Source organism: Pseudomonas mendocina, from assembly GCF_900636545.1.
In the GTDB taxonomy this organism is placed as follows: Bacteria; Pseudomonadota; Gammaproteobacteria; order Pseudomonadales; family Pseudomonadaceae; genus Aquipseudomonas; species Aquipseudomonas mendocina.
In genome coordinates, this window is sequence record NZ_LR134290.1 from 1,766,744 (window position 1) to 1,788,728 (window position 21,985).

20 protein-coding genes are annotated in these 21,985 nt (G+C 62.0%); 14 read left to right on the top strand and 6 right to left on the bottom strand.

All coding sequences use genetic code 11. From position 1 onward, the window contains the following. Window positions 1–1,038 (top strand): AAA family ATPase, encoded by a 1,038-nt coding sequence (locus tag EL191_RS08155; protein WP_041977957.1) that lies wholly within the window; start codon window positions 1–3, stop codon window positions 1,036–1,038. Here the strand turns inward: EL191_RS08155 and EL191_RS08160 are convergent. Continuing rightward, a complete protein-coding gene (locus tag EL191_RS08160; RefSeq protein ID WP_041977959.1) occupies window positions 1,035–2,645 on the bottom strand; it encodes an FMN-binding glutamate synthase family protein in 1,611 nt (536 codons plus the stop codon). The genes EL191_RS08155 and EL191_RS08160 overlap by 4 nt on opposite strands. A gap of 237 nt (window positions 2,646–2,882) precedes the next feature. Here EL191_RS08160 and EL191_RS08165 point away from each other — a divergent pair, with 237 nt between their 5' ends. The 3 genes from EL191_RS08165 (at window position 2,883) to EL191_RS08175 (ending at window position 4,906) form a co-directional block, all read left to right on the top strand. After that, window positions 2,883–4,004 carry a beta-ketoacyl-ACP synthase III gene (locus EL191_RS08165; RefSeq protein ID WP_041978189.1) on the top strand — a complete coding sequence of 374 codons (1,122 nt, stop codon included), beginning with the start codon at window positions 2,883–2,885 and terminating at the stop codon, window positions 4,002–4,004. A 72-nt stretch (window positions 4,005–4,076) separates the two neighbouring features. Beyond that, complete coding sequence (locus EL191_RS08170; protein WP_041977961.1) at window positions 4,077–4,679, top strand: RNA polymerase sigma factor; 603 nt, start codon at window positions 4,077–4,079, stop codon at window positions 4,677–4,679. Continuing rightward, window positions 4,673–4,906: an anti-sigma factor family protein gene (locus EL191_RS08175; protein WP_041977963.1), complete on the top strand. Its 234-nt coding sequence runs from the start codon at window positions 4,673–4,675 to the stop codon at window positions 4,904–4,906. Before EL191_RS08170 ends, EL191_RS08175 begins: the two co-directional genes overlap by 7 nt. Before the next feature lie 536 nt (window positions 4,907–5,442). On the opposite strand, the gene EL191_RS08180 is transcribed toward EL191_RS08175, so the two are convergent. Both EL191_RS08180 and EL191_RS08185 read right to left on the bottom strand, forming a co-directional pair. Continuing rightward, window positions 5,443–6,318 (bottom strand): DUF5677 domain-containing protein, encoded by an 876-nt coding sequence (locus EL191_RS08180; protein ID WP_041977965.1) that lies wholly within the window; start codon window positions 6,316–6,318, stop codon window positions 5,443–5,445. An 85-nt stretch (window positions 6,319–6,403) separates the two neighbouring features. Further along, window positions 6,404–6,928 (bottom strand): hypothetical protein, encoded by a 525-nt coding sequence (locus EL191_RS08185; protein WP_126403471.1) that lies wholly within the window; start codon window positions 6,926–6,928, stop codon window positions 6,404–6,406. Window positions 6,929–7,449: 521 nt separating this feature from the next. Here EL191_RS08185 and EL191_RS08190 point away from each other — a divergent pair. The 4 genes from EL191_RS08190 to EL191_RS08205 are packed head-to-tail and all read left to right on the top strand — an operon-like array spanning window position 7,450 to window position 9,918. Continuing rightward, window positions 7,450–7,743: an HvfA family oxazolone/thioamide-modified RiPP metallophore gene (locus EL191_RS08190; RefSeq protein ID WP_041977967.1), complete on the top strand. Its 294-nt coding sequence runs from the start codon at window positions 7,450–7,452 to the stop codon at window positions 7,741–7,743. A gap of 20 nt (window positions 7,744–7,763) precedes the next feature. Beyond that, window positions 7,764–8,606 carry an HvfB family MNIO-type RiPP peptide maturase gene (locus EL191_RS08195; RefSeq protein ID WP_041977970.1) on the top strand — a complete coding sequence of 281 codons (843 nt, stop codon included), beginning with the start codon at window positions 7,764–7,766 and terminating at the stop codon, window positions 8,604–8,606. Continuing rightward, entirely contained in the window at window positions 8,603–9,313 is a 711-nt protein-coding gene (locus EL191_RS08200) for an HvfC family RiPP maturation protein (RefSeq protein ID WP_041977972.1), read from the top strand. Before EL191_RS08195 ends, EL191_RS08200 begins: the two co-directional genes overlap by 4 nt. A 5-nt stretch (window positions 9,314–9,318) precedes the next feature. After that, window positions 9,319–9,918 carry an HvfX family Cu-binding RiPP maturation protein gene (locus EL191_RS08205; RefSeq protein WP_041977974.1) on the top strand — a complete coding sequence of 200 codons (600 nt, stop codon included), beginning with the start codon at window positions 9,319–9,321 and terminating at the stop codon, window positions 9,916–9,918. Here EL191_RS08205 and gliR read toward each other — a convergent pair. Then, window positions 9,915–10,949, bottom strand: a complete 1,035-nt coding sequence (gene gliR / locus EL191_RS08210; RefSeq protein ID WP_041977977.1) for an AraC family transcriptional regulator GliR — start codon at window positions 10,947–10,949, stop codon at window positions 9,915–9,917. The two genes, EL191_RS08205 and gliR, sit on opposite strands and share 4 nt — an antisense overlap. A 124-nt stretch (window positions 10,950–11,073) precedes the next feature. On the opposite strand from gliR, the gene EL191_RS08215 reads away from it, so the two are divergent. The 3 genes from EL191_RS08215 to EL191_RS08225 all read left to right on the top strand — a co-directional run bounded on the left by EL191_RS08215 (window position 11,074) and on the right by EL191_RS08225 (window position 15,898). Continuing rightward, window positions 11,074–12,669 (top strand): FAD-binding oxidoreductase, encoded by a 1,596-nt coding sequence (locus EL191_RS08215; RefSeq protein ID WP_041977979.1) that lies wholly within the window; start codon window positions 11,074–11,076, stop codon window positions 12,667–12,669. Between the two features lie 2 nt (window positions 12,670–12,671). Further along, window positions 12,672–14,255, top strand: coding sequence for a glycerol-3-phosphate dehydrogenase/oxidase (locus tag EL191_RS08220; protein ID WP_041977982.1), 1,584 nt, complete (start codon window positions 12,672–12,674; stop codon window positions 14,253–14,255). A gap of 83 nt (window positions 14,256–14,338) precedes the next feature. Beyond that, the gene (locus EL191_RS08225) at window positions 14,339–15,898 is read left to right on the top strand and encodes an FGGY-family carbohydrate kinase (RefSeq protein ID WP_017361534.1); all 1,560 of its coding nucleotides are present in this window, start codon (window positions 14,339–14,341) and stop codon (window positions 15,896–15,898) included. A 150-nt stretch (window positions 15,899–16,048) separates the two neighbouring features. Here the strand turns inward: EL191_RS08225 and EL191_RS08230 are convergent, their stop codons facing one another. After that, window positions 16,049–16,747 (bottom strand): pirin family protein, encoded by a 699-nt coding sequence (locus EL191_RS08230; RefSeq protein WP_017361533.1) that lies wholly within the window; start codon window positions 16,745–16,747, stop codon window positions 16,049–16,051. A gap of 177 nt (window positions 16,748–16,924) precedes the next feature. Here EL191_RS08230 and yegS point away from each other — a divergent pair, with 177 nt between their 5' ends. From yegS to EL191_RS08245, 3 genes are all read left to right on the top strand, one after another. Further along, the gene (gene yegS, locus EL191_RS08235) at window positions 16,925–17,842 is read left to right on the top strand and encodes a lipid kinase YegS (RefSeq protein ID WP_041977984.1); all 918 of its coding nucleotides are present in this window, start codon (window positions 16,925–16,927) and stop codon (window positions 17,840–17,842) included. Window positions 17,843–17,934: 92 nt separating this feature from the next. Continuing rightward, window positions 17,935–18,867, top strand: coding sequence for a chemotaxis protein CheV (locus EL191_RS08240; protein WP_013714761.1), 933 nt, complete (start codon window positions 17,935–17,937; stop codon window positions 18,865–18,867). A 151-nt stretch (window positions 18,868–19,018) separates the two neighbouring features. After that, window positions 19,019–19,825: an MOSC domain-containing protein gene (locus EL191_RS08245; RefSeq protein WP_017361532.1), complete on the top strand. Its 807-nt coding sequence runs from the start codon at window positions 19,019–19,021 to the stop codon at window positions 19,823–19,825. 55 nt (window positions 19,826–19,880) lie between these two features. On the opposite strand, the gene EL191_RS08250 is transcribed toward EL191_RS08245, so the two are convergent. Further along, a complete protein-coding gene (locus EL191_RS08250; RefSeq protein WP_041977987.1) occupies window positions 19,881–21,809 on the bottom strand; it encodes a transglycosylase SLT domain-containing protein in 1,929 nt (642 codons plus the stop codon). Window positions 21,810–21,985: the final 176 nt, after the last annotated feature.

Genomic DNA, 21,985 nt, shown 5'->3' on the forward strand with positions numbered 1-21,985 from the left:
ATGAGCAAGCGATTCGCCGTTGGTCTGGTGGTGGGCAAGTTCGCGCCGTTGCATCTGGGTCATGAATGGCTGATCCAGCAGGCTCAGGCCCAGTGCGAGCAAGTGGTGCTGCTCAGTTGGGCGCGCCCCGAACTGGCAGGTTGTGAGCCTGAACGGCGGGCGAACTGGTTGCGGCTGCGCTTTCCCGAACTGCGCAGCTGGGTGGTGACGCCCGAATGGGTGATTGCCCAACGGCAGGCAGGTCTGAGGCTGCCGGAACTGCCCCACGAGTCCGAGGCGGATGCCGCGCAGCGCGAATTCGTCGCCGCGTTCTGCCTCGCCGTGCTGGGCCAACCGGTGGATGCGGTATTCACCAGCGAGGCCTATGGCGACGGTTTCGCTGCGCACCTGACGGCGTGCTTCCAGCGGCCTGTGGCGCATGTCGAAGTGGACCGGGCGCGCCAGCAGGTGCCTATCTCGGCTACACGCCTGCGCGCCGATATCCATGGCCTGCGTCACTACCTGGCGCCTGCGGTTTACGGCGATTTCGTCGAGCGCATCGCCCTGCTCGGCGGCGAGTCCACCGGCAAGAGCAGCCTCGCCCTGGCGCTGGGCGAGGCACTGGACACGCGACATGCCGCGGAATACGGCCGCGAACTCTGGGAAGAGCAGGGCGGTGTGCTCGCCTATGACGATCTGCTGCGCATCGGCCGTACCCAGGTCGCACGTGAGCAGGCGTTGGCCGGGCAGTGCCGGCGCTACCTGGTTTGCGACACCACGCCGCTGACCACGCTGTTCTACTGTCGCGAGCTGTTCGGCCGGGCCGAGACCGAGCTGGAACAGTTGGCCGAGCGGCGTTATCACCACCTGTTCCTGTGCGCCGATGACTTCCCCTTCGTGCAGGACGGCACCCGCCAGGACGAGACCTTTCGCCGCCGGCAGAACCAGTGGTACGAGCAGGAACTGCTGAGGCGCGGCTGGGGCTTCACCCGCCTGACCGGCTCGCTGCAGCAGCGCGTCGATCAGGTGCGGAGTTATCTGGCCCGTCGCCGGTTTTAAGCCGGTGCCGGCTCGAAACTGTCGGCGCGGGCCATCTGCCACATGCGCTGGTAGAACTCGCCGCTGATCTCACCGCTGAGCAGTTCCCCCGGTGCGAGGAACACATGCTGCTGGGCGAACAATTTGATTTCGGTCGCCGACATGCGCTGCACCAGATGCTTGGCGTCGATCTGCGACGGATGATCGAGGCCGGCGGCGGCGAGCATCTCGGCCAGTGCCTTGAGCGTGTTGCGGTGGAAGTTGTAGACGCGCTGGGCCTTGTCCTCGACCACCAGTGCGCGCTGGCGCAGTGGGTCCTGGGTCGCCACACCGGTCGGGCACTTGTTGGTGTGGCACGACTGCGACTGGATGCAGCCGATGGCGAACATGAAGCCGCGCGCCGAATTGGCCCAGTCGGCGCCGATGGCCAATACCCGGGCGATATCGAAGGCACTGACGATCTTGCCGCTGGCGCCGAGTTTGATCTTGTCGCGCAGGTTGCTGCCGACCAGGGTGTTGTGCACGAACAGCAGCCCTTCGCGCAGCGGCACGCCGAGGTGATCGGTGAACTCCAGCGGCGCTGCGCCGGTACCGCCTTCCTTGCCATCAACGACTATGAAGTCTGGCAGGATGCCAGTCTCCAGCATGGCCTTGACGATACCCATGAACTCCCAGGGGTGACCCAGGCAGAACTTGAACCCCACCGGCTTGCCGCCTGAAAGCTCACGCAACTGGGCGATGAACTGCAGCAGCTCGGTCGGCGTGGAGAAGGCGCTATGGCGTGACGGCGAGATGCAGTCCTCGCCCATGGGCACGCCACGGGTGTTGGCGATTTCCTCGGTGACCTTGTGCTTGGGCAGGATGCCGCCGTGGCCCGGCTTGGCGCCCTGGCTGAGCTTGATCTCGATCATCTTCACCTGCGGGCTGGCTGCCTGCGCGGCGAAACGCTCGGGGTCGAAGCGGCCGTCCGAGGCGCGGCAGCCGAAGTAGCCGCTGCCCAGTTCCCACACCAGATCTCCGCCGTGCTCGCGATGGTAAGGGCTGATGCTGCCCTCTCCGGTGTCATGGTAGAACTCGCCGAGCTTCGCCCCTTCGTTGAGGGCGCGAATCGCATTGGCACTGAGTGAGCCAAAGCTCATCGCCGAGATGTTGAACAGAGAGGCCGAGTACGGCTGGCTGCATTGCGGCCCGCCGATCTCCACGCGGAAACTGCACGGGTCGGTCAGCGGCGCCGGGCGCATGGAATGGCTGATGAACTCGAAACCGTTCTGGTACACGTCGCTCAGGGTGCCGAAGGGTTTGTCCGAACCTTCGTTCTTGGCGCGGGCGTAGACCAGCGAGCGCTGGGCGCGGGAGAAGGGCAGCTGTTCGGCATCGCCTTCGAGCAGGTACTGGCGAATCTCCGGGCGGATGCCTTCGACCAGATAGCGGATATTGCCCAGGATCGGGTAGTTGCGGCGCACCGCATGGCGGGTCTGCAACAGATCGCCGATACCGATCAGGCTGAGCACGACGCCGAGCAGGGTGAACGGCCATATCCATTCATGAGCGAGGAAGGGCAGGCTGGCCAGGGTGAACAGCACGCAGAACGCAAAAAATGCATAGCGGCTGAGCAGAGAAAGGTTCATTCAAGCTCCAGGTAGGTAGATCGAGATAAGACTTTAGACCAAACGGCTATATCGGGTCATGTTCTGTCCATATAGACACTCGTGAGGGCTGAGGACGAACCCCATTGCCCTGTGGCACACTCAGTGGCCCGGAGCCAACCATCGTCAGAGCTTGGCCCTAGTCCCCCGATTTTCGGCCGGTGCCATTGTCGCCGGCCTACTGCCTGAGGCCGCCAGCGGCCAAGAAGAGGAATGACCGTGCATAACGTCGTGATCAGTGGTACCGGCCTGTATACCCCGGCCAACAGCATTTCCAACGACGAGCTGGTGGCGTCCTTCAATGCCTACGTGCAGCAGTTCAACGCCGACAACGCCGAGGCCATCGCCCGTGGCGAGGTCGAGGCGCTGAGCGAATCCAGCAGTGGTTTCATCGAGAAGGCCTCCGGCATCAAGAGCCGCTTCGTCATTGACAAGGACGGCATCCTCGACCCGCAGCGCATGGTGCCGCGCATTCCCGAACGTGATAACGAGCAGTGGGGCATCCTCTGCGAGATGGCTGTCGGCGCCGCCAAGCAGGCGCTGGAGCGTGCCGGTAAGACCGTCGCCGATATCGACGGGGTGATCGTCGCTTGCTCGAATCTGCAGCGCGCCTACCCGGCGGTGGCCATCGAAGTGCAGGCTGCGCTGGGCATTCAGGGCTGGGGCTACGACATGAACGTGGCCTGCTCCTCGGCCACCTTCGGTATCCAGGCTGCAACCACCGCGATCCAGACTGGCCAGGCCCGCGCCATCCTGATGGTCAACCCGGAAATCTGCACCGGCCACCTCAACTTCCGTGACCGCGACAGCCACTTCATCTTCGGTGACGCCGCCACTGCGGTGATCATCGAGCGTGCCGACCAGGCCACCTCCAAGCACGAGTTCGATGTAGTTGGCACCAAGCTGCTGACCCAGTTCTCCAACAACATCCGCAACAACTTCGGCTTCCTCAACCGCGCGGCGGAAGAGGGCGTGGGCGCGCGCGACAAGCTGTTCGTCCAGGAAGGCCGCAAGGTGTTCAAGGATGTCTGCCCGATGGTCGCCGAGCTGATCGCCGCACACCTGGCGGAAAACCAGCTCAACGTCGCAGATGTGAAGCGCTTCTGGCTGCACCAGGCCAACCTCAACATGAACCTGCTGATCGCGCGCAAGCTGCTAGGCCGCGACGCCGAGCCGCACGAGGCGCCGGTGATTCTCGACACCTACGCCAACACCAGCTCGGCCGGCTCGGTGATCGCCCTGCACAAGAATCAGGACGACCTGCCGGCGGGCAGCCTGGGTGTTCTAAGCTCCTTTGGCGCCGGTTATTCGATCGGCAGTGTAATTTTGCGCAAGCGTTGAACTCTCTGTAGGAATGCCTGAGACGCACGGGAGTGTTCACACCTGTGCGCAGGCATCACCTATGGGAGTGCTATGTCCGATTCCGATCTCTTGGGCCGCCTGCTCGCCGGTGAGCAGAAGGCCTACCGCGAGCTGGTCGCGCGTTACCAGGGCGCGATGCGCGCGGTGGCCTACGCCATCGTCGGTAGCCGCCACGCCGACGAGGTGGTGCAGGATGCCTGGCTCGCCGTGGTGCGCAGCCTGGCAGGTTTTCAAGGCCGCGCCAGCCTCAAGACCTGGCTGCTGACCATCACCGCCAACACCGCCAAGACCCGCCTCAAACACAACCGCCGCGAGCTGCTGCTTGACGACCTGCCCGCGCCCCACGGCACGGTGGGTGACGAGCGCTTCGCCGATGACGGCCACTGGCTGCTGGCACCCCATGCCTGGCATCAGGACAGCCCCGAAGCCCTGCTCACCGAGGACGAACTGCGCCAGTGTCTGGAACACACGCTGGCCAGCCTGTCCGAGCTGCAGGCCAGCGTGCTGGTGCTGCGTGAGCGTCAGGGGCTGGAGTTGGAGGCGATCTGTAATCTTCTCGACATCTCCCTCTCCAATGCCCGTGTGCTGCTGCACCGGGCACGCCTGAAAGTCTTCGCCACCCTGGAACATTTCGAGGAGACAGGCCAATGCTGACCTGCAAGGAACTGGTCGCTCACTCCAGCGATTATCTCGACGGCCAACTGACCCTGCGCCAGCGCCTGGCCGTACGCGCGCACCTGGCCATGTGCGGCAACTGCCGACGTTTTATCCGCCAGATGAAACTGACCCAGGCGGTGATCCGGCAGATGCCGGATGAGGAGTTACCCGAACTCGACGCCCTGGCCGAGCGCCTGGCGCAAGACCGGCGTAATCAGGGGTGAGCCGTGTGCTTGCTGGGATGGCTCGGCGTCGCCCTCCTGGCAAGTCACTGCGTAGGGTGGATCGGGGCGCGTAGCCGACACTTTTTTCATCCACCGTTTGTGGTGGTTGTTCAGGCTACTTGTTAGTGTTTCAACGCTGGTGCGCACGATATGACAGGACGGGGTATAGGGTGCCAAATGAACTAGCTAAGCCGACTGCCGGGTTAGACTTTTATTTTTCAATGATGAATCCGATTCCGTTACTCAACGTCATAACCCATTCATGATCTGACCGAATTTCTTCGTTTCCCATGACCGGATATCTGCTGCACCAAGGTTCCGGTTTGATGCCCATGACTTGGCACAAATCATGGGCTCTCGCTCGGAGCGAGCTGGGATCACCGGAAGTCATTTCAACTTCATTGGTGTAAATGTTCTCTCCATCTTCACCTCTTGTTGGGGTGGATTTTATTAATTTCATCTGTGCCTCTAACGTTTGGGTTGGGGGCGGGCTTTAGCCCGTCCCAGTAAGCGAAGCGAACGATTTGAACCACATGTTAGCCATTCGGTCCGTCATATTTTTGATCGAAAATCATGAATATTCGAGTATTTACTCTTTCGATCCAATCAAGAACGTTGGCCATGTTTTCATCCAAGCAATCAATTCGTTCCAGCCAGAGGCGGTACGACTCATTGCAGAATTTGAGCGTTGGACATATATACCTCACATCAGTCTCATGGTAAAACGGGTATACGGAAAATGTAGAGTCTTCGTTCTTTTGAAGGCACCAATCCATGGATTCGTTCCATGATCCATGTATGGATTCTGACATTAGTCCATAAGTGTATTTGTATAGATCCTCGTCTGTAATTTCCTTGAATATGTCAAAGAACGTCTTACCTTGAAGCCTCCAGCGATTTCTCTTTTGTTCTGTGAAGTCGTCTTCTGAGAAGTCCTCTAGATCCATCTTTTCTTGTACGGATTTAAGCAGTCGCTTCCCGGCTTTTGTCTCAAAGAATCTAGAGCCTTCTTTTAGTTCGCGTAGTATCCTCAATCTGTCTTTGTACGAGCACTTTCTGTAATCTTCAATTACTGCTGAACCGCTCTTTAGTAGATACTCTGCTGTTACAGCGGCCTCTATTAATGGTCGTTCGAGAATGCTTATGATTTCAGCATTATCTTTCTCATAATAAGTTACGATCTCTTTGAGGAGCTTCCATATCCTGGTTAGCAACCCCAAAATTGGAGCATCTTCCAAATTGAATCCGGTAGGATTTCGATCAAGATTCCGTATTCTAGTGATGCAGTCATAAATCTCTGCCACATCCCTAACGAAAGTGCCAGTAAATCTATTTAAATCATCAAGCGATCGTAGGCTTTTCTCTACATATGCCTCATCGTATCGACTTATGACTTTCTCTATTTCGTCCATGCTTCGTACTTTTGTATGGCTAACGTTTGGTTAAGGGGGCGGGCTTTATCCCGTTCCAGTGAGCGCAGCGAGCGATTTGAATTTGTTAGGGTTGCTCACACGAGCGTATTAGCTTGTTTAGCTCTTCAATGTGTTCTGCACATAGGTCGCAGATGGAATTTTGAGCGCTGTCAGTAGAGAAATAAAAGCTTCCGGGGCCAAAATTGAAGTTAATAGGCTCTCCAGCTTTTGGTGGGATATAGGGTTTAGTTTCTCTAAAGCGAAAAATTACATTGTTACCAGGCGGAGGAAAATAGCCTTCATGTGCTGGATTAACTGGCTTGTAGTGAGCGGCGATTGTACGCCATCCGCCATCTGGGCCGGACTCGTAAAATTCAGGATGACTTTTCCTAAATTTTTTGACGCTCGATATTGATTCTGAATTTTGCTTGAGGTGCTCGCCGCAACTGTAGCAGGCATTAAGAAATGCACTTAACAAATAAGAAAATTCTTGCTCTGTTGCACGCCCTTCAGTTAATGGACTGCGTCCGATTTCGATTTTATCCATTAGTTTTAAGTAGAAGCATGCCTCGTCAAGCTTTTGCCTTGCATTGAGCGCGAAATTTTCCATACTTACCCTAACAGTGATTAGATAGATGGCGGTACTAATCCGATAGTAGAGCCTTACATCTAACTCCGCACCATCTCGCTTCGCTTCGCACTAGAAAGCCTTTCCAATCATAGCCTTACCGCTGTGCCCCGGGACTCCGCTGTATTCGCTTGGCCTCCTCTTTCTGCTCCAGCATTAGGCCTGGCACACCACGCGTAGTGTCGATGACGCTTTTTTCATCCACCGTTTGCTCTGGCTGTTCGCGCTACTGGCTATCGAAAGCTTCGCCGCTGAAGCGCCTCCCACGGTGCGGTGAATGTTCCTGTGCCTGTGGGTGGCGCTCTCGGCTCTGGCATCCTGATACGCTCTACATCCTGCATCCATGCAGTCGTAGCCGCGACTGGTAGCGGGCAAAGCGCCCCCGGATTTCATCCGGGCTACGAAAAACTTTTTTCGCCTGCTGTAACGCCCGCATCCCTGCCTCGTCCATTGCTGCGAGGGCGCCAATCCGGCGTCGTATTCGAAACTGATGGAGAGATGCCATGAAACAACTCAATACCCTGACCGCTACCCTGGGCGCTGCGCTGCTGACTTCCATGGCGTTCACTGCCCATGCCGCGAGCAACCCGTTCGCTGCGCAGGAACTGGCCAGCGGCTATAGCCTGGCCGCTGCCGAGAAAGCGCAGGAAGGTTCCTGTGGCGAAGGCAAATGCGGTGGCGAGATGAAAGCCGACGCAGAGGGCAAGTGTGGCGAGGGCAAGTGTGGTGGCGAGAAAAAAGCCGATGCCGAGGGTAAATGCGGCGAAGGCAAGTGCGGCGGCGAGAAGAGCGAGTAAGGGCGAGGGGAGGACGGATCATGCACCTCGCAAACTTCATCGGCGCCGGTCTCGGCCTGCGGCGCGGGCTGCTCGCTGAGCTGATCGGCGATGACGCCAGCGGCGCCGACTTTCTCGAAGTGGCGCCGGAGAACTGGATCGGTGTCGGTGGCCGGTTGGGCAAGCAGTTGCGCGCCCTGAGCGAGCGCCGGCCGTTGCTGTGCCATGGTCTGTCCCTCAACCTCGGCGGCTTCGCGCCGCTGAACCTGGAGTTGCTGCACGCCATCAAGGGTTTTCTCGACGCGCATGGCGTGCTGGCCTACAGCGAGCATCTGTCGGCCTGTGCTGACGACGGCCAGCTGTATGACCTGATGCCGCTGCCGTTTTCCGAGGAGTCGGTGGCGCGAATTGCCGAGCGCGTGCGCGTCGTTCAGGACGTACTGGAGCGGCCGCTGATCATCGAGAACGTCTCGGCCTATGCGCGCCTGCCCGGTGAGCTGGACGAGGCGGATTTTGTTCGCGCGGTGCTGGAGCGTGCTGATTGCCAGTTGCTGCTCGACGTCAACAACGTCTACGTCAACAGCCTGAACTTCGGCTTCGATGCCGAGGCCTACATCGCCGCGATGCCCAGCGAGCGCATCGCCTATTTGCACGTCGCCGGTCACTACGACCAGGCGGCAGACCTGAAGATCGATACCCACGGTGCGCCGGTTATCGACCCGGTGTGGGCACTGCTAAGCAGCGCTTACGCGCAGCATGGCGTGCGCCCGACGCTGCTGGAGCGTGACTTCAACTTCCCGCCGCTGGCCGAGCTGTATGCCGAGCTGGCGCATATCCGCAGCCTGCAACAGGCTGTGCAACCGCTGAGTAGGTACGGCACATGAACGGCGTGCAATTGCAGCGCGACTTCGCTGCGCGTATTCGCCAGCCTGAGGCGCAGGCGCTATTGCCGGGCATCAGCGACGAGCGCATGGCGGTCTACGAGTCGCTGTTCTTCAACAATGTCGCCAGCCTGGTTGGCGGTGCTTTCCCCGTGCTGCGCGGGGTTCTCGGGGGCGAGCGCTGGCAGCGGCTGCTGCGCGCGTTCTTTGCCGAGCATCGGGCGAGCACGCCGTACTTTCTTGAGATCAGTCAGGAGTTCATTGCCTGGCTGCAGCAGGGCTATCGCGCCGAGCCTGACTACCCTGCGTTCATGCTGGAGCTGGCGCATTACGAGTGGGTTGAGCTGGCGCTGGATGTCAGCGATGCGCAGTTGCCCGAGCGCGGCTGGTCGCCACTGGCCTGGCCGTTGGCCTATCGCTGGCCGGTGCAGATGATCGGTGTCGATCACTGCCCCACGCAGCCGCCGGCCGAGCCGACCTGCCTGCTGGTCTGGCGTGATCGCCAGGATCAGGTGCGCTTCATGCAGTTGGCGCCGTTCGCCTATCAGTTGGCGTTGCGCCTGCAGGCTGGTGAGCCGCCCATGCAGGCGCTGCTTGGGTTGGCCTCCGCCCATGGTCTGGCTGCCGATAGCAGCTATTTCGACAACGCTCGCGCGCTGCTGGATGACTGGCAGGAGCGCGATATCTGGTTTCCCCATTCCGAGGACTGACCGCCATGATCGCTTTGCTAAATCGCTTCCAGGACGCGCTGGAGGCCACCCAGCGCCTGGATTTTCTCGGCCCGCTCTTGCTGCGCCTGTATCTGGTGCCGGTGTTCTGGATGGCCGGTATGCAGAAACTGTCCGATATCGACGCCACTGCCGCCTGGTTCGGCAACCCGGACTGGGGCCTGGGCCTGCCGTTTCCCGAACTGCTGGCCTGGGCGGCGGCGCTGACCGAGGCTGGTGGCGCTATTCTGCTGCTGTTCGGCTTTGCTGTGCGCTGGATCAGCATTCCGCTGATCGTCACCATGCTGGTGGCGATTTTCGCTGTGCACTGGCCCTATGGCTGGCAAGCAATTGCCGACCCATCGGCACCCTTTGCCAACGAGCGCGTGCTGGCGGCGGCGGAGAAGATCGAACGGGCGCGGGCGATTCTGCGCGAGCACGGCAATTACGACTGGCTGACCGGCAGTGGCAAGTTCGTGGTGTTGAACAACGGTATTGAGTTCGCCGCCACCTACCTGGTGATGCTGGTGGCGTTGTTCTTCAGCGGGGCAGGGCGCTGGTTGAGCGTCGATTACTGGCTGGCGCGACGCTTCAGAATTTCCCGCTAACCCAGCGGGTTATCCCGGCGCCGGCTTTCGCGAAACTCGCCCGGCGTCTGCCCGGTCCAGCTCTTGAAACTGCGGTGGAACGAGCGTGATTCGGTGAAGCCCAGGTAGCAGGCGATGTCCTGGATCGCCAGGTCGCTGCGCAGCAGGTAATGCTCGGCCAGCTCCTGGCGCAGCTCGTCGAGAATCTGCTGGTAGCTGGTGCCGGCCTGTTGCAGGTGGCGCTGCAGGGTGCGCACGGTCATGTCGAACTTCTCTGCCACCCGTTCCTTGCGCGGCAGGCCGTCCTTGAGCAGCAGGCGCAGGGCGTTCTTCACCCGGCGCGGCAGTGGCTCGTTATCGTCCAGCCCGGCCATCAGGGTCAGGGCATGTTCTTCCAGCGTGCGCAGCAGGTTGGCATCGGCCTGGCGCAGCGGCACGCCGAGGTAATCCAGCGGCACCAGCAGGGCGTTGCAGGGTTGTTCGAACAGTACCGGGCAGCCGAACAGCTGCTGGTATTCGGCCAGGTCGGTGTCGGCCGGTTGCGCATGCTCGAACCACACTTCGCGCGGCGAATGCTCGGAGTCGGCGATCCAGCGGGCGTACAGCAGCCAGGAGGCGAGCACGTTCTCGACCATATGGCGGCGTACGTCCGGCGCCTGATGACGGCAACTCCAGATCAGCCGCACGTGATCCTCGGCGGCTTCGAGACGGCTGGTGCCCATGTCGCCCACCAGTTTCTCGTACGGCACGATGCGGCCCATGGCCTCACCCAGGGTGGCGCAGTTCATTGCGATGTAACCGAGCACGCTCCACGAGCCGGGCTGCACGAAACGCGCTGAGTGCAGGCCGAATAAGGGATCACCGGAAACCTCGATCAGATGCGCCAGCAGGCGCTCATGCACCTCGCTGGGCATGCGCTTGCCGTTATCGGCCAGGTCCTGCGCGCCAATCCCGGCGGCGGCCAGCGCACGGTCGATATCCAGACCGAGCTGTTCGGCCTGGCGCAGGTATTTGAGCAGGGCTGGAACCGAGGTATAGCCGAGGTTTTCCATGGATTCTTCTTGTTCTGGGTGCCTGTCTTGATTGGCGATAGCGCCTGTCCCGATTCGACAGTGACGGAAATCGGCGGCTGGCTAGTATAGGCAGCCATAAGTGCTGATCGGAATGGGGGATGCGATGCGACGCTGGAACGGATGGGGTGACGAGGCGACCGAAGTGGAACTGCCGGCCCATGGCGAGGCATTTCTCGCCGAACTGGTCGGGCCGGGGCAACGTTTGGCCGATGCCAGCCTGCAGGATGTGCTGGCGCGCGTGCCGGCGTCGCGTCTGGCGCCGCATCCACTGATCAGCGTTGATGCCGAAGTGCGCGTGCGCCACGCCCGCGGCCAGAGTCTGCCGGACTGGCTGGCGATGCGCTCCGGTGACTTCGGCCTGTTTCCCGATGGCGTCGCCTGCCCGGAAAGTGCCGAACAAATTCGTGATCTACTGGCCTGGGTGCAACAACATGACGTCACCCTGATTCCTTACGGTGGCGGGACTTCGGTGGCCGGCCATATCAACCCGCAGGCCGGCCAGCGCCCGGTGCTGACCCTGTCGCTGGAGCGCATGACGCGCCTGCTGGATATCGATGAGGACAGCCTGATCGCCACCTTCGGCCCCGGCGCCAATGGCCCGCAGGTGGAAAGTCAACTGCGCGCCCGTGGCTACACCCTGGGGCATTTCCCGCAGTCCTGGGAACTGTCGACCCTCGGTGGCTGGGTCGCCAGCCGCTCCAGCGGCCAGCAGTCGTTGCGTTACGGGCGGATCGAGCAATTGTTCGCCGGCGGCAAGCTGGAAACCTTCGCCGGCACCCTGGAGATTCCCACCTTCCCGGCATCGGCCGCCGGCCCCGATCTGCGCGAGCTGGTGATGGGCTCGGAAGGGCGCTTCGGGGTGATCTCCGAAGTACGCGTGCGCATCAGTCGCCTGGCCGAACAGGAGCGTTTCTACGCGGTGTTCCTGCCCAACTGGCAGCAGGCGCTGAGCGCCATTCGTAGTCTGGCCCAGGCGCGCGTGCCGCTGTCCATGCTGCGCCTGTCCAACGCCATCGAAACCCGTACCCAGCTGGCTCTGGCCGGTCACCCGCAGCAGATCGCGCTGCTGGAGAAATACCTGGCCCTGCGCGGCGCCCGCGACGGCAAGTGCATGCTGACCTTCGGCGTCACCGGCAGCCGGGTGCAGAACGCCGCCTCGCTGAAACAGGCGCGGCGCTTGCTGAAAGGCTTTGGCGGCGTGTTCACCGGCACCCTGCTGGGCAAGAAGTGGGAGCAGAACCGCTTTCGCTTCCCTTACCTGCGCCATGGCCTGTGGGAGCGCGGTTACCTGGTCGACACCCTGGAAACCGCCACCGACTGGTCCAACGTCGACAACCTGCTGAACAAGGTCGAGGCCAGCCTGCGTGACGAGCTGACCGGAGAGGGCGAGCGGGTGCATGTGTTCACCCACCTGTCGCACGTCTATGGCGAAGGCTCGAGCATCTACACCACCTACGTATTTCGTCCCGGCAGCGACTACGCCGAGGCCATGGCGCGCTGGCAGCGCTTGAAAGCTGCGGCCAGCCGCACCATCGCCGAGAATCGCGGCACCATCAGCCACCAGCACGGCGTCGGTCGTGACCACGCACCTTATCTGGCGGCGGAGAAGGGCGAGCTGGGCATGGCCACACTGCGCAGCCTGGCCATGCATTTCGACCCCGACCAGCGCCTGGCGCCTGGCGTGTTGCTGCAGGACTGAGCATGGATGCCTGGAACGCCGCCTGGCGCACGCGCGCGCTGCCTGAACTGGCCGCGCGCGACTGGGATCTGCTGGTGATCGGCGGCGGCATATGCGGCGCCGGCATCCTGCGTGAGGCGGCGCGGCGTGGCTGGCGCTGCCTGCTGCTGGAACAGCGCGACTTCGCCTGGGGCACTTCCAGTCGCTCGTCGAAGATGGTGCACGGTGGCCTGCGCTATGTCGCCAAGGGCCAACTGGGGCTGACCCGCGACTCGGTGCGCGAGCGCCAGCGCCTGCTCGGCGAGGCGCCAGGTTTGGTGGAGCCGTTGAGCTTCGTTATGCCGCACTACCGCGGCGGCTTTCCCGGGTCGAAGGTGTTTGGCGGCCTGCTCAGCCTTTACGACGCCCTGGCCGGCAAACGCAATCATCTGTTCTACCCGCTGCAGCAACTGCGTTACCTGGCGCCGGGCATCCGCGAAGATGGCCTGCTCGGTGGCACGCGCTTCTTCGATGCGGTAACCGACGATGCCCGCCTGGTGCAGCGCGTGCTGGGCGAGGCGCGCGCCGAAGGCGGCGAGGCGCTCAATGGCATGCGCGTGGTCGAGTTGCTGCGTGAGGCGGGGCAGGTGGTTGGTGTGCTCGCCGAGGATGTGGAAACGGGCACTCAGTACCGCCTGCGCAGCCGCGCCGTGGCGCAAGCCACCGGTGCCTGGGCCGATCGTCTGCGCCAGCCTGGCAATGGTCGCATCCGTCCGCTGCGTGGCAGCCATCTGCTACTGCCAAGCTGGCGCCTGCCGGTGGCACATGCATTCAGCTTTATGCACGCGGCCGATGGCCGACCGGTATTTGTCTTCCCCTGGGAAGGTGCGACGGTGATTGGCACCACCGATCTGGATCATACTGACGAGCTCGATCATGAAGCCGCCATCAGCGCCGAGGAGGTCGATTACCTGCTGGCCGCCTGTGCCCAGCAGTTCCCGGCTGCGCAGGTGAGCCGCGCCGACGTGCTGTCGACCTGGGCTGGCGTGCGTCCGGTAGTGAGCGATGGCAATGCCGGGCTGAAACCCTCGGACGAGAAACGCGAGCATGCGCTGTGGATCGAGCCGGGTAGCGTGACCCTGGCTGGCGGCAAGCTGACCACCTTCCGCCTGCTGGCGCTGGAAGTGCTTCGTGCCTGTGCCGGATTCGTCGGCAAAGCGGTGGATGATCAGGGCGGTGCGGTCTTCGCTTCCAGTAAGCCGACACCGATGCCGGCGTTGAGCCCGGCGCAGCAACGCCGTCTGGCTGGCCGCCATGGTCGTCAGCTGGGTGAGGTACTGCGTTTGATCGATGAAATCGGCGCTGATTGCGTCGCCGGTACCGACACCTTGTGGGCCGAACTGGCCTGGGCTGCCGAAGGAGAGCTGGTGCTGCACCTGGACGACCTGCTGCTGCGCCGTACGCGCCTGGGCCTGTTGCTGGCAGAAGGCGGTCGCGCAGAGCTGCCGCGTATTCGCACGCTGTGCCAACCGCACCTGGGCTGGAACGATGCGCGCTGGCAGCAGGAAGAGACGGATTACCTGGCGTTGTGGCAACGCTGTTACAGCCTGCCGCAGGGCGATTACTAGATTGCGGCACCTCCGATCAGCTCCCTCTCCCGCTTGCGGGAGAGGGTTGGGGAGAGGGGAGACATAACAAAAAGGACAAAACCTTGAGCGAACCAAGCTACCTGCTGAGCATCGACAACGGCACCCAGAGCGTCCGAGCGCTGCTGTTCGATACCAACGGCAACCTGCTCGCCAAGGGCAAGGTCGAGCTCGACCCCTATTTCTCCAGTCAGCCTGGTTGGGCCGAGCAGGACCCCGAGTACTACTGGGCCAGTCTCGGCGAGGCCTGCCGCCTGCTGTGGCAGCAGGTGGATATCGACCGTAACCAGATCAAGGGCGTTGCCGTCACCACCCAGCGCGGCAGCATCATTCATGTCGACGAGCAGGGCACGCCGCTGCGCCCGGCGATTCTCTGGCTCGATCAGCGTCGTGCCGAGGTGGTAGGGCGGATCAAGGGCCTGTGGGGCTGGCTGTTCAAACTGGTGCGCGCGGAGGAGGCGGTCGATCACTTTCGTGGCCAGGCCGAGGTCAACTGGGTTGCCCAGCATCAGCCGGACATTGCGGCACGCACGCATAAGGTGCTGTTGCTCTCGGGCTTTCTCACCCATCGCCTGTGCGGTCGCTTCGTCGATTCCACCAGCAGTTGCGTGGCCTACCTGCCGTTCGATTACAAGCGCCTGCGCTGGGCCGCGCCCGGCGACTGGAAGTGGCAGGCGCTGAAGGTACGCCGGGAGCAGCTGCCCGAGTTGTTCAAGCCGGGGGCGCGACTGGGCCAGATCAGCGCCGAGGCCAGCCGCCACACCGGTATTCCCGAGGGCTTGCCACTGATCGCCGCCGGCGCCGACAAGGCGTGCGAAGTGCTGGGCTCCGGTGCATTGGAGGCCAGTACGGCTTGCCTGTCCTATGGCACCACCGCGACCATCAACACCACTCGCAGTCGTTATCTGGAAACCGTTCGCCTGATTCCGCCCTATCCGGCGGCGCTGCCGGATCACTTCAACACCGAGGTGATGATCTATCGCGGCTTCTGGATGGTCAGCTGGTTCAAGCGTGAATTCGGCCTGCGCGAAATGCAGCGCGCCGAGGCCTTGGGTGTGCCACCCGAGGCGCTGTTCGACGAGTTGGTCAACGCCGTGCCGCCGGGTTCCATGGGCCTGATGCTGCAGCCGTACTGGACACCGGGCATCCGCGAGCCGGGGTTGGAGGCCAAGGGCTCGATCATCGGTTTTGGTGATGTACACACCCGCGCGCATATCTATCGCGCCATTCTCGAAGGTTTGGCCTATGCGCTGCGTCAGGGCAAGGAACGTATCGAAACACGCTCCGGCACCCGTATCGAGCGCCTGCGCGTATCCGGTGGCGGTTCGCAGAGCGATGCGGCGATGCAACTGACGGCCGATATCTTCGGCTTGCCGGCCGAGCGACCGCACCTCTACGAAACCAGCGGGCTGGGGGCTGCGATCAACTGCGCAGTGGGCTTGGGGCTGCATGCGGACTATCCGACGGCCATCGCCGCCATGACCCGCGTTGGCCAGGTATTCCAGCCGAACCCGGAGGCACAGCGCGTTTACCAGCAGCTCTACGGGCAGGTCTATCAGCGCATGTATCGTCAGCTCAAGCCGCTGTACCAGCGCATTCGCAAGATCACCGGCTATCCGGCGTAGAGCATGCGGTGGGCGTAGGGAGGTAGGGACGTAGGGCGGACTCAGGAGCGAAGCGAACAGTCCGCCGCTCCTCGGTGTTACACAAATCCAGCGGCGTACTGCTTCGCGAGTACGCCCTACGCTATTTCTACTTGCCGCTTGAGGCTGCCGTCAGGCGACATCCACCAGCACGATCTCGCTGTCTTCCTGCGCTTCGACGTGGATCACCTCGACATCCGCAACGGCCACGCCGTCACGTGCCTTGGCTGCCACACCGTTGACGCTGAAGGCTCCGGTAGCGCCTACCAGATAGGCCTTGCGACCCGGCTGCAGGCGGTATTCGGCGCTTTCTCCTGCCTTGATCGTGGCCGCGACCAGTCGTGCATCGGTGCGGATGCGCAATGCATCGACATCCTCCTCATAACCGCTGGCCAGGGTGACGAACGATCCCGAGCGGTCGCCTTTGGGGAAAGGCTTGGCGCCCCAGGAGGGCGGCAGGCCGGCCTGGTTCGGTTGAATCCAGATCTGGAAGATCTTGGTGGTTTCATCCTCCAGGTTGTACTCGCTGTGGGCGATGCCGGTGCCGGCACTCATCACCTGCACGTCGCCAGCCTCGGTACGGCCCTTGTTGCCTAGGTTGTCCTCATGGCTGATGGCGCCTTCACGAACGTAGGTGATGATCTCCATGTCGCGGTGCGGGTGCGGCGGGAATCCCGAGTGCGGTGCGATCTCGTCGTCATTCCAGACGCGCAGGCGGCCCCAGTTCATCCGCTCGGCGTCGTAGTATTCGGCGAAGGAAAAGTGGTGACGGGCGTTGAGCCAGCCGTGATGAGCACCACCGAGTTGTTCGAACGGACGTACATCGATCATGGTCAATCCTCCAGTCGTGCACGGGCTTAGTCCCATGCAGCGTCGATGGGGTAATGATCTATTTGGATTGATCGATTTAAAAGCGCAATATTTACGGAATAAATATCTATTTATTTGATTAATTTTCGCGAGAGCCACGCACTAGGCTTTCGTTGATCCGTTTCAAGGAGGACTGCGATGCGTGAGCGCAAGGCCTGGCTGATTCTGCATGGCAAGCAGGCGTTGAACGAAGAGGTAAGGGCGGCAGTGAACGGCCTGCGTGAGCGTGGCTGGGATCTCGCGGTGCGCCTGACCTGGGAAGGCGGTGATGCCGAACGTCTGGTACACGAAGGGCTGGCGGCCGGTTATCCGACTCTGATCGCTGGCGGCGGCGATGGCACCTTGCGCGATGTGGTCGAGGCGTTGGTCAAGGCGCGCGGGGATGCCAGCCTGGCGCTGTTGCCACTGGGCACGGCCAACGACTTTGCCCACGCAGCCGGAGTACCGCTGACGCCAGCTGCAGCACTGGCACTGCTGGAAGTGGAACCCGTGACGGTGGACGTCGGCATGGCCGACGAGCGCGCCTTCCTCAACATGGCCACCGGCGGCTTCGGCTCCAATGTCACGGCCAATACCTCGGAGGAGCTTAAGAAAGTCCTGGGTGGCGCCGCCTATCTGCTTACCGGGCTTAGCCGCTTTTCCGAAGTACGTGCCGCCGCGGGACGTTTCCACGGGCCCGACTTCGAATGGCAAGGTGAATTTCTCGCCCTCGGTATCGGCAATGGCCGCCAGGCCGGCGGCGGGCACCTGCTTTGCCCGGATGCGACCATTGACGATGGTCTGCTGGATGTCAGCATCGTGCCAGCGGCGCAGGACGTGGTGAGCACGCTCGGTACGCTGCTAACGGGTGGCATGCACGGTTTGCAGAGTGTGGCGATCAGCGCGCGGCTACCCTGGCTGGAAGTTGAGGCACTGGAAGGCTTGGACCTGAACCTCGACGGCGAGCCCATGGAAAGCAAGCGTTTACGCTTCAGCGCCCAACCTGGTGCCTTGCGTCTGCACCTGCCCGGGCATTCGCCGCTGCTCGCTGGTCAGGCGCCTGGGCCTGAGGCATGATGGCTGGGCGCCAGCAACGCTTCAGTCTGCCGGCAGTCCGCCGATAACCCGAACGGCAGACTAGACTTACCTTATATACCTTGGAGCGCATGATGGCCGGCATTCTCGATTCAGTGGATCAACGCACGCAACTGGTCGGCGAGAACCGTCTGGAAATTCTCATGTTCCGCCTGGCCGGTCGGCAGTTGTTCGCCATCAACGTGTTCAAGGTGCAGGAAGTCCTGCAGATGCCCAAGCTGACGCTGATGCCGCAACGCCACCGTTTCGTCTGCGGCGTGGTCAACCTGCGCGGTCAGACCCTGCCGGTGATCGACCTGTCGCAGGCCATCGGCATGCGCCCGCTGGTGCCGGATGAGCGCAGCACCATCATCGTCACCGAGTACAACCGTTCGGTGCAGGCTTTCCTGGTTGGTAGCGTGGATCGCATCCTCAACCTCAACTGGGAGTCGATCCAGCCGCCGCCCGGTGGCGCGGGTCGTCAGCATTACCTGACCGCCATCACCAAGGTCGACGAGCAGATCGTCGAGGTCATCGACGTGGAGAAGGTGTTGGCCGAGATCGTGCCGATGAGCACCAAGGTCTCCGAGGAAAAACTCGCCGATCCGCTGCTGGAAAAGGCGCGCGGTCGCGAAGTGCTGCTGGTGGACGACTCCAGCGTCGCCCTTAGCCAATTGCGCGATACCCTCACGCAACTGGGCATGCGTCTGCACATGGCGGGCGACGGCCTCAAAGCCCTGAATCTGCTGAAGAAGTGGGCTGACACCGGTGAAGTGATGACCGACAAGCTGCTGATGATCTTCACCGATGCCGAAATGCCGGAAATGGACGGTTACCGCCTGACCAGCGAGATTCGCAACGACCCGCGCCTCAAGGATCTCTATGTGGTACTGCACACTTCGTTGTCCGGTAGCTTCAACGAGGCGATGGTGAAGAAGGTCGGTTGCGACAACTTCCTCTCCAAGTTCCAGCCCGACAAGCTCGTTGACGTGGTTCGTCAACGTCTCGAACTGGACGAGCCACGCTAGCATTGGCGTAGGGCGGGTGAAACCCGCCGAGCGTCGATGGCCGCTGGTGCCCGAGCGAGCTTTACTGATCTGCAAAATTTCCCGAGTTTTGTTGCTTGTGAGCATCGCCGTCACCTCGTATAACGGCGTTTTGCCAACAGGAACCTGACCCATGCTGAGTCTCTCGGGGTTATACCGTTACCCGCTCAAGTCCGGCCGCGGCGAGGCCTTGCAGCGCAGCGCGGTCGACGGCCTTGGCCTGCATGGCGATCGGCGCTGGATGCTGGTCGACGCCGACAACGGCCGCTTCATCACCCAACGCCTGCTACCGCAAATGAGTCAGCTGAGTGCTCTGTACGATGCGCGCGGCGGCCTTACCCTGAGTGCGCCGGGGCGTGACGATCTGTCCGTTGCCTTGCCTGATCCCGAGCAGGATCTGCGTGGCGTTATCGTCTGGCGTGACAGCCTGCGCGTACCGGATGCTGGTGATGCAGCGGCCGCTTGGCTCAGCGACTTGCTGGGTAAATCCTGCCGTCTGGTGCAGGTGCCGGAAGGACGTACCCGCCAGGTCGATACCGCCTATGCCCAGCCGGGTGACCATGTGGCTTTTGCCGATGGGTTTCCGCTGCTGCTGATCGGTCAGGCCTCGCTGGAGGATCTGTCCCAGCGTGTCGGCCAGCCACTCTCGATGCTGCGCTTCCGTCCCAATCTGGTCGTCACCGGCAGCGAGCCCTACGCCGAAGACAGCTGGAAGCGCATCCGCATTGGCGAGGTGGAGTTCGACGTGGCCAAGGGCTGCTCGCGCTGCATTCTCACCACCATCGACCCTCAGACTGGCGAGCGTAACGCCCAGCGTGAGCCGCTGGCCACGCTCAAGACCTATCGTGAGCGCGACGGTGACGTGTTCTTCGGGCAGAATCTGTTGCCGCGCGGTGTCGGCGAACTGCAGTTGGGCATGACGGTGGAAGTGCTGGAATAGCAGGGCAGGTGTCATAACAAGCCCCGATCAGATGTTGTCTGATCGGGGCTTTCTTTTACTGATCGTCGAAGAAGCGCTCGTTCCACGCCACCAGTGGGTGCGGCGCGTTGAGTTTCTGACCGTAGATCACCGAGTAGGACAGCACGTTCTGCACGTACTGGCGGGTCTCGTCGAAGGGAATGTTCTCCACCCAGACGTCGTAGCTCAGGTGATTGGCGCCGCGCAGCCATTGACGTACGCGGCCCGGCCCGGCGTTGTAGGCGGCCGAGGCGAGTACGCGGTTGCCGTTGAACTGGCCGTACACCTGGCTCAGGTAGGCAGCGCCCAGCTGGATGTTGGTGTCCGGGTTGAGCGCCTGCTGTGGTGATGCCAGGGGGATGCCGAACTTGCGCGCGGTTTCCTTTGCCGTCCCCGGCATCAGTTGCATCAGACCCATGGCGCCTGCGTGGGAGCGGGCATCGGCCATGAAGGCGCTTTCCTGGCGGGTGATGGCGAACACCCAGCTCGAGTGCAGATCACGGCGCCTGGCTTCACGGACCAATTCGTCGCGATGGGCCATGGGGAAGCGCACTTCCAGGTCGTCCCAGTACTGGGCCTGGCTGATGGTGCGGATGGCCGGGAAGTACCATTCCATTTCGTAGGCCAGGCGTGCCTGGGCGACCAGTTCATCACGACTGAACAGACGGCTGACGTGATACCACTCGCGACGCCCGTCGACGATCTGGCCGCGCGCGTGAAACTCCATGGCGCGCCGGATGCCGGCGGTGTTGCGCACTTTCTGTACGACCTTGGGATCGAGCGCCAGCGGCTGGTTGTTCAAGGCGTAAGGCGCCTTGACCTGGTCCGCTGCCATGAAACCGTAGAAATCACGCTCCTTGGCCAGGGCCTGGAACAGCACCGCTGGTTGTTGGCTGTTGGGTTGCGCCAGTTGCAGGCTGCGCGCGTTCCAGTAGCGCCAGCGGTTGCTGCTGGCCAGATCGGACGGCATCTTCTGCGTCAACTGATAGGCCTCTTCCCAACGGCCGTGGCGCAGCAGCAGGCGTGCACGCCACTCGCTGACAGTGTTGTCACGCAACTGTGGATCGTACTTGGTCATCACCTGCAGGCCGCGCAGGTCGAAGCGTTGCGCCAGGCGTAGACCGATCTGGCGGGCAATGGCGACCTGTTCATCCGAGGAGAACTTCATTCGCTGGGCATAGCCGTCGAGCAGGGCCAGGGCGTCTTCGGGATTCTGCCGGGCCAGGCGGCGCAGGCCGAGGCCGACCACATCGCTCATGGCGTCATCGGCGGGGGCGAAGCGTGCGGTGTTCTTCAGCAGTTGCGGCTTCTGCGCCACTTCGACCATCAGCTTGCCGCGCTCGCCGAGTGTCGGCATGCCTTTGATCAGGAAGTTGGCCAGCCCGTAGTTGCCGCTTTCCACCGCCAGCTTGGCGCGCTGCCAGCGGCGTTGCTCGGTGAGCTGGCCATTGGCAGCCCAGCGTTCGAACAGCGGGTCGCAGGCGTTGGGCTGGGACTTGCCAACCAGCCAGAGTTTCTCGGCGGTGGCGTTGCCTTCTGCGGTCAGGCCGTGGCTCAGCTGGTATTGGCCGTACAGGCAATCCAGCTCGGTGAAGTTGAGGGCCGGGTCGTAGTGATCGAGGAAGGGCTTCCAGTCACCACGTTCGGCCAGCCAGCGCAACCAGCGCAGCTTCATCCAGTTGGCTTGGGGCAGGTCACCGTGCTCGGCGAGAAATTTCTCGATCTCGGCATTGCTCGCCGATTTTAGGCGGTTGGTCAGCTCGTCGTAGGCCAGGTACGGTGTCAGCGGGTAATCGCGCAGTGTGCTGGCGTACTGGCGATAGGGGCCGCTGTCGCCCTTGGCCAGGGCGCGCTTGGCTTCATCGTAGTACTGGCGCTGCTGGGAGAGGCTGGCGGCTTCGACACTGGCGATACCAGTGGCGGTAAGAATCAGACAGGAAACTACAGAGAGAAAGCGACTGCGCATGGCATTTCCAGGGGGAAGCAGAGGTATGGGGCAACACGATCCGTGTCGTTGCATACCTCTAGCTTAGCGTTTCATCGGGGCGCGGTGAATGCCGCCGGGCCGGATGGACACATACAGAAAAAATGCGCCAGGAGGACTGTCGACGTCCTGCCTGTCACCTCGGTGGAAACGGCAAC

Coding starts and splice junctions, on each gene's coding strand:
- EL191_RS08155 (WP_041977957.1), top strand. CDS start 1: ATGAGCAAGCGATTCGCCGTTGGTCTGGTGGTGGGCAAGTTCGCGCCG.
- EL191_RS08160 (WP_041977959.1), bottom strand. CDS start 2,645: ATGAACCTTTCTCTGCTCAGCCGCTATGCATTTTTTGCGTTCTGCGTG.
- EL191_RS08170 (WP_041977961.1), top strand. CDS start 4,077: ATGTCCGATTCCGATCTCTTGGGCCGCCTGCTCGCCGGTGAGCAGAAG.
- EL191_RS08175 (WP_041977963.1), top strand. CDS start 4,673: ATGCTGACCTGCAAGGAACTGGTCGCTCACTCCAGCGATTATCTCGAC.
- EL191_RS08180 (WP_041977965.1), bottom strand. CDS start 6,318: ATGGACGAAATAGAGAAAGTCATAAGTCGATACGATGAGGCATATGTA.
- EL191_RS08185 (WP_126403471.1), bottom strand. CDS start 6,928: ATGGAAAATTTCGCGCTCAATGCAAGGCAAAAGCTTGACGAGGCATGC.
- EL191_RS08190 (WP_041977967.1), top strand. CDS start 7,450: ATGAAACAACTCAATACCCTGACCGCTACCCTGGGCGCTGCGCTGCTG.
- EL191_RS08195 (WP_041977970.1), top strand. CDS start 7,764: ATGCACCTCGCAAACTTCATCGGCGCCGGTCTCGGCCTGCGGCGCGGG.
- EL191_RS08200 (WP_041977972.1), top strand. CDS start 8,603: ATGAACGGCGTGCAATTGCAGCGCGACTTCGCTGCGCGTATTCGCCAG.
- EL191_RS08205 (WP_041977974.1), top strand. CDS start 9,319: ATGATCGCTTTGCTAAATCGCTTCCAGGACGCGCTGGAGGCCACCCAG.
- gliR (WP_041977977.1), bottom strand. CDS start 10,949: ATGGAAAACCTCGGCTATACCTCGGTTCCAGCCCTGCTCAAATACCTG.
- EL191_RS08215 (WP_041977979.1), top strand. CDS start 11,074: ATGCGACGCTGGAACGGATGGGGTGACGAGGCGACCGAAGTGGAACTG.
- EL191_RS08220 (WP_041977982.1), top strand. CDS start 12,672: ATGGATGCCTGGAACGCCGCCTGGCGCACGCGCGCGCTGCCTGAACTG.
- EL191_RS08230 (WP_017361533.1), bottom strand. CDS start 16,747: ATGATCGATGTACGTCCGTTCGAACAACTCGGTGGTGCTCATCACGGC.
- yegS (WP_041977984.1), top strand. CDS start 16,925: ATGCGTGAGCGCAAGGCCTGGCTGATTCTGCATGGCAAGCAGGCGTTG.
- EL191_RS08240 (WP_013714761.1), top strand. CDS start 17,935: ATGGCCGGCATTCTCGATTCAGTGGATCAACGCACGCAACTGGTCGGC.
- EL191_RS08245 (WP_017361532.1), top strand. CDS start 19,019: ATGCTGAGTCTCTCGGGGTTATACCGTTACCCGCTCAAGTCCGGCCGC.
- EL191_RS08250 (WP_041977987.1), bottom strand. CDS start 21,809: ATGCGCAGTCGCTTTCTCTCTGTAGTTTCCTGTCTGATTCTTACCGCC.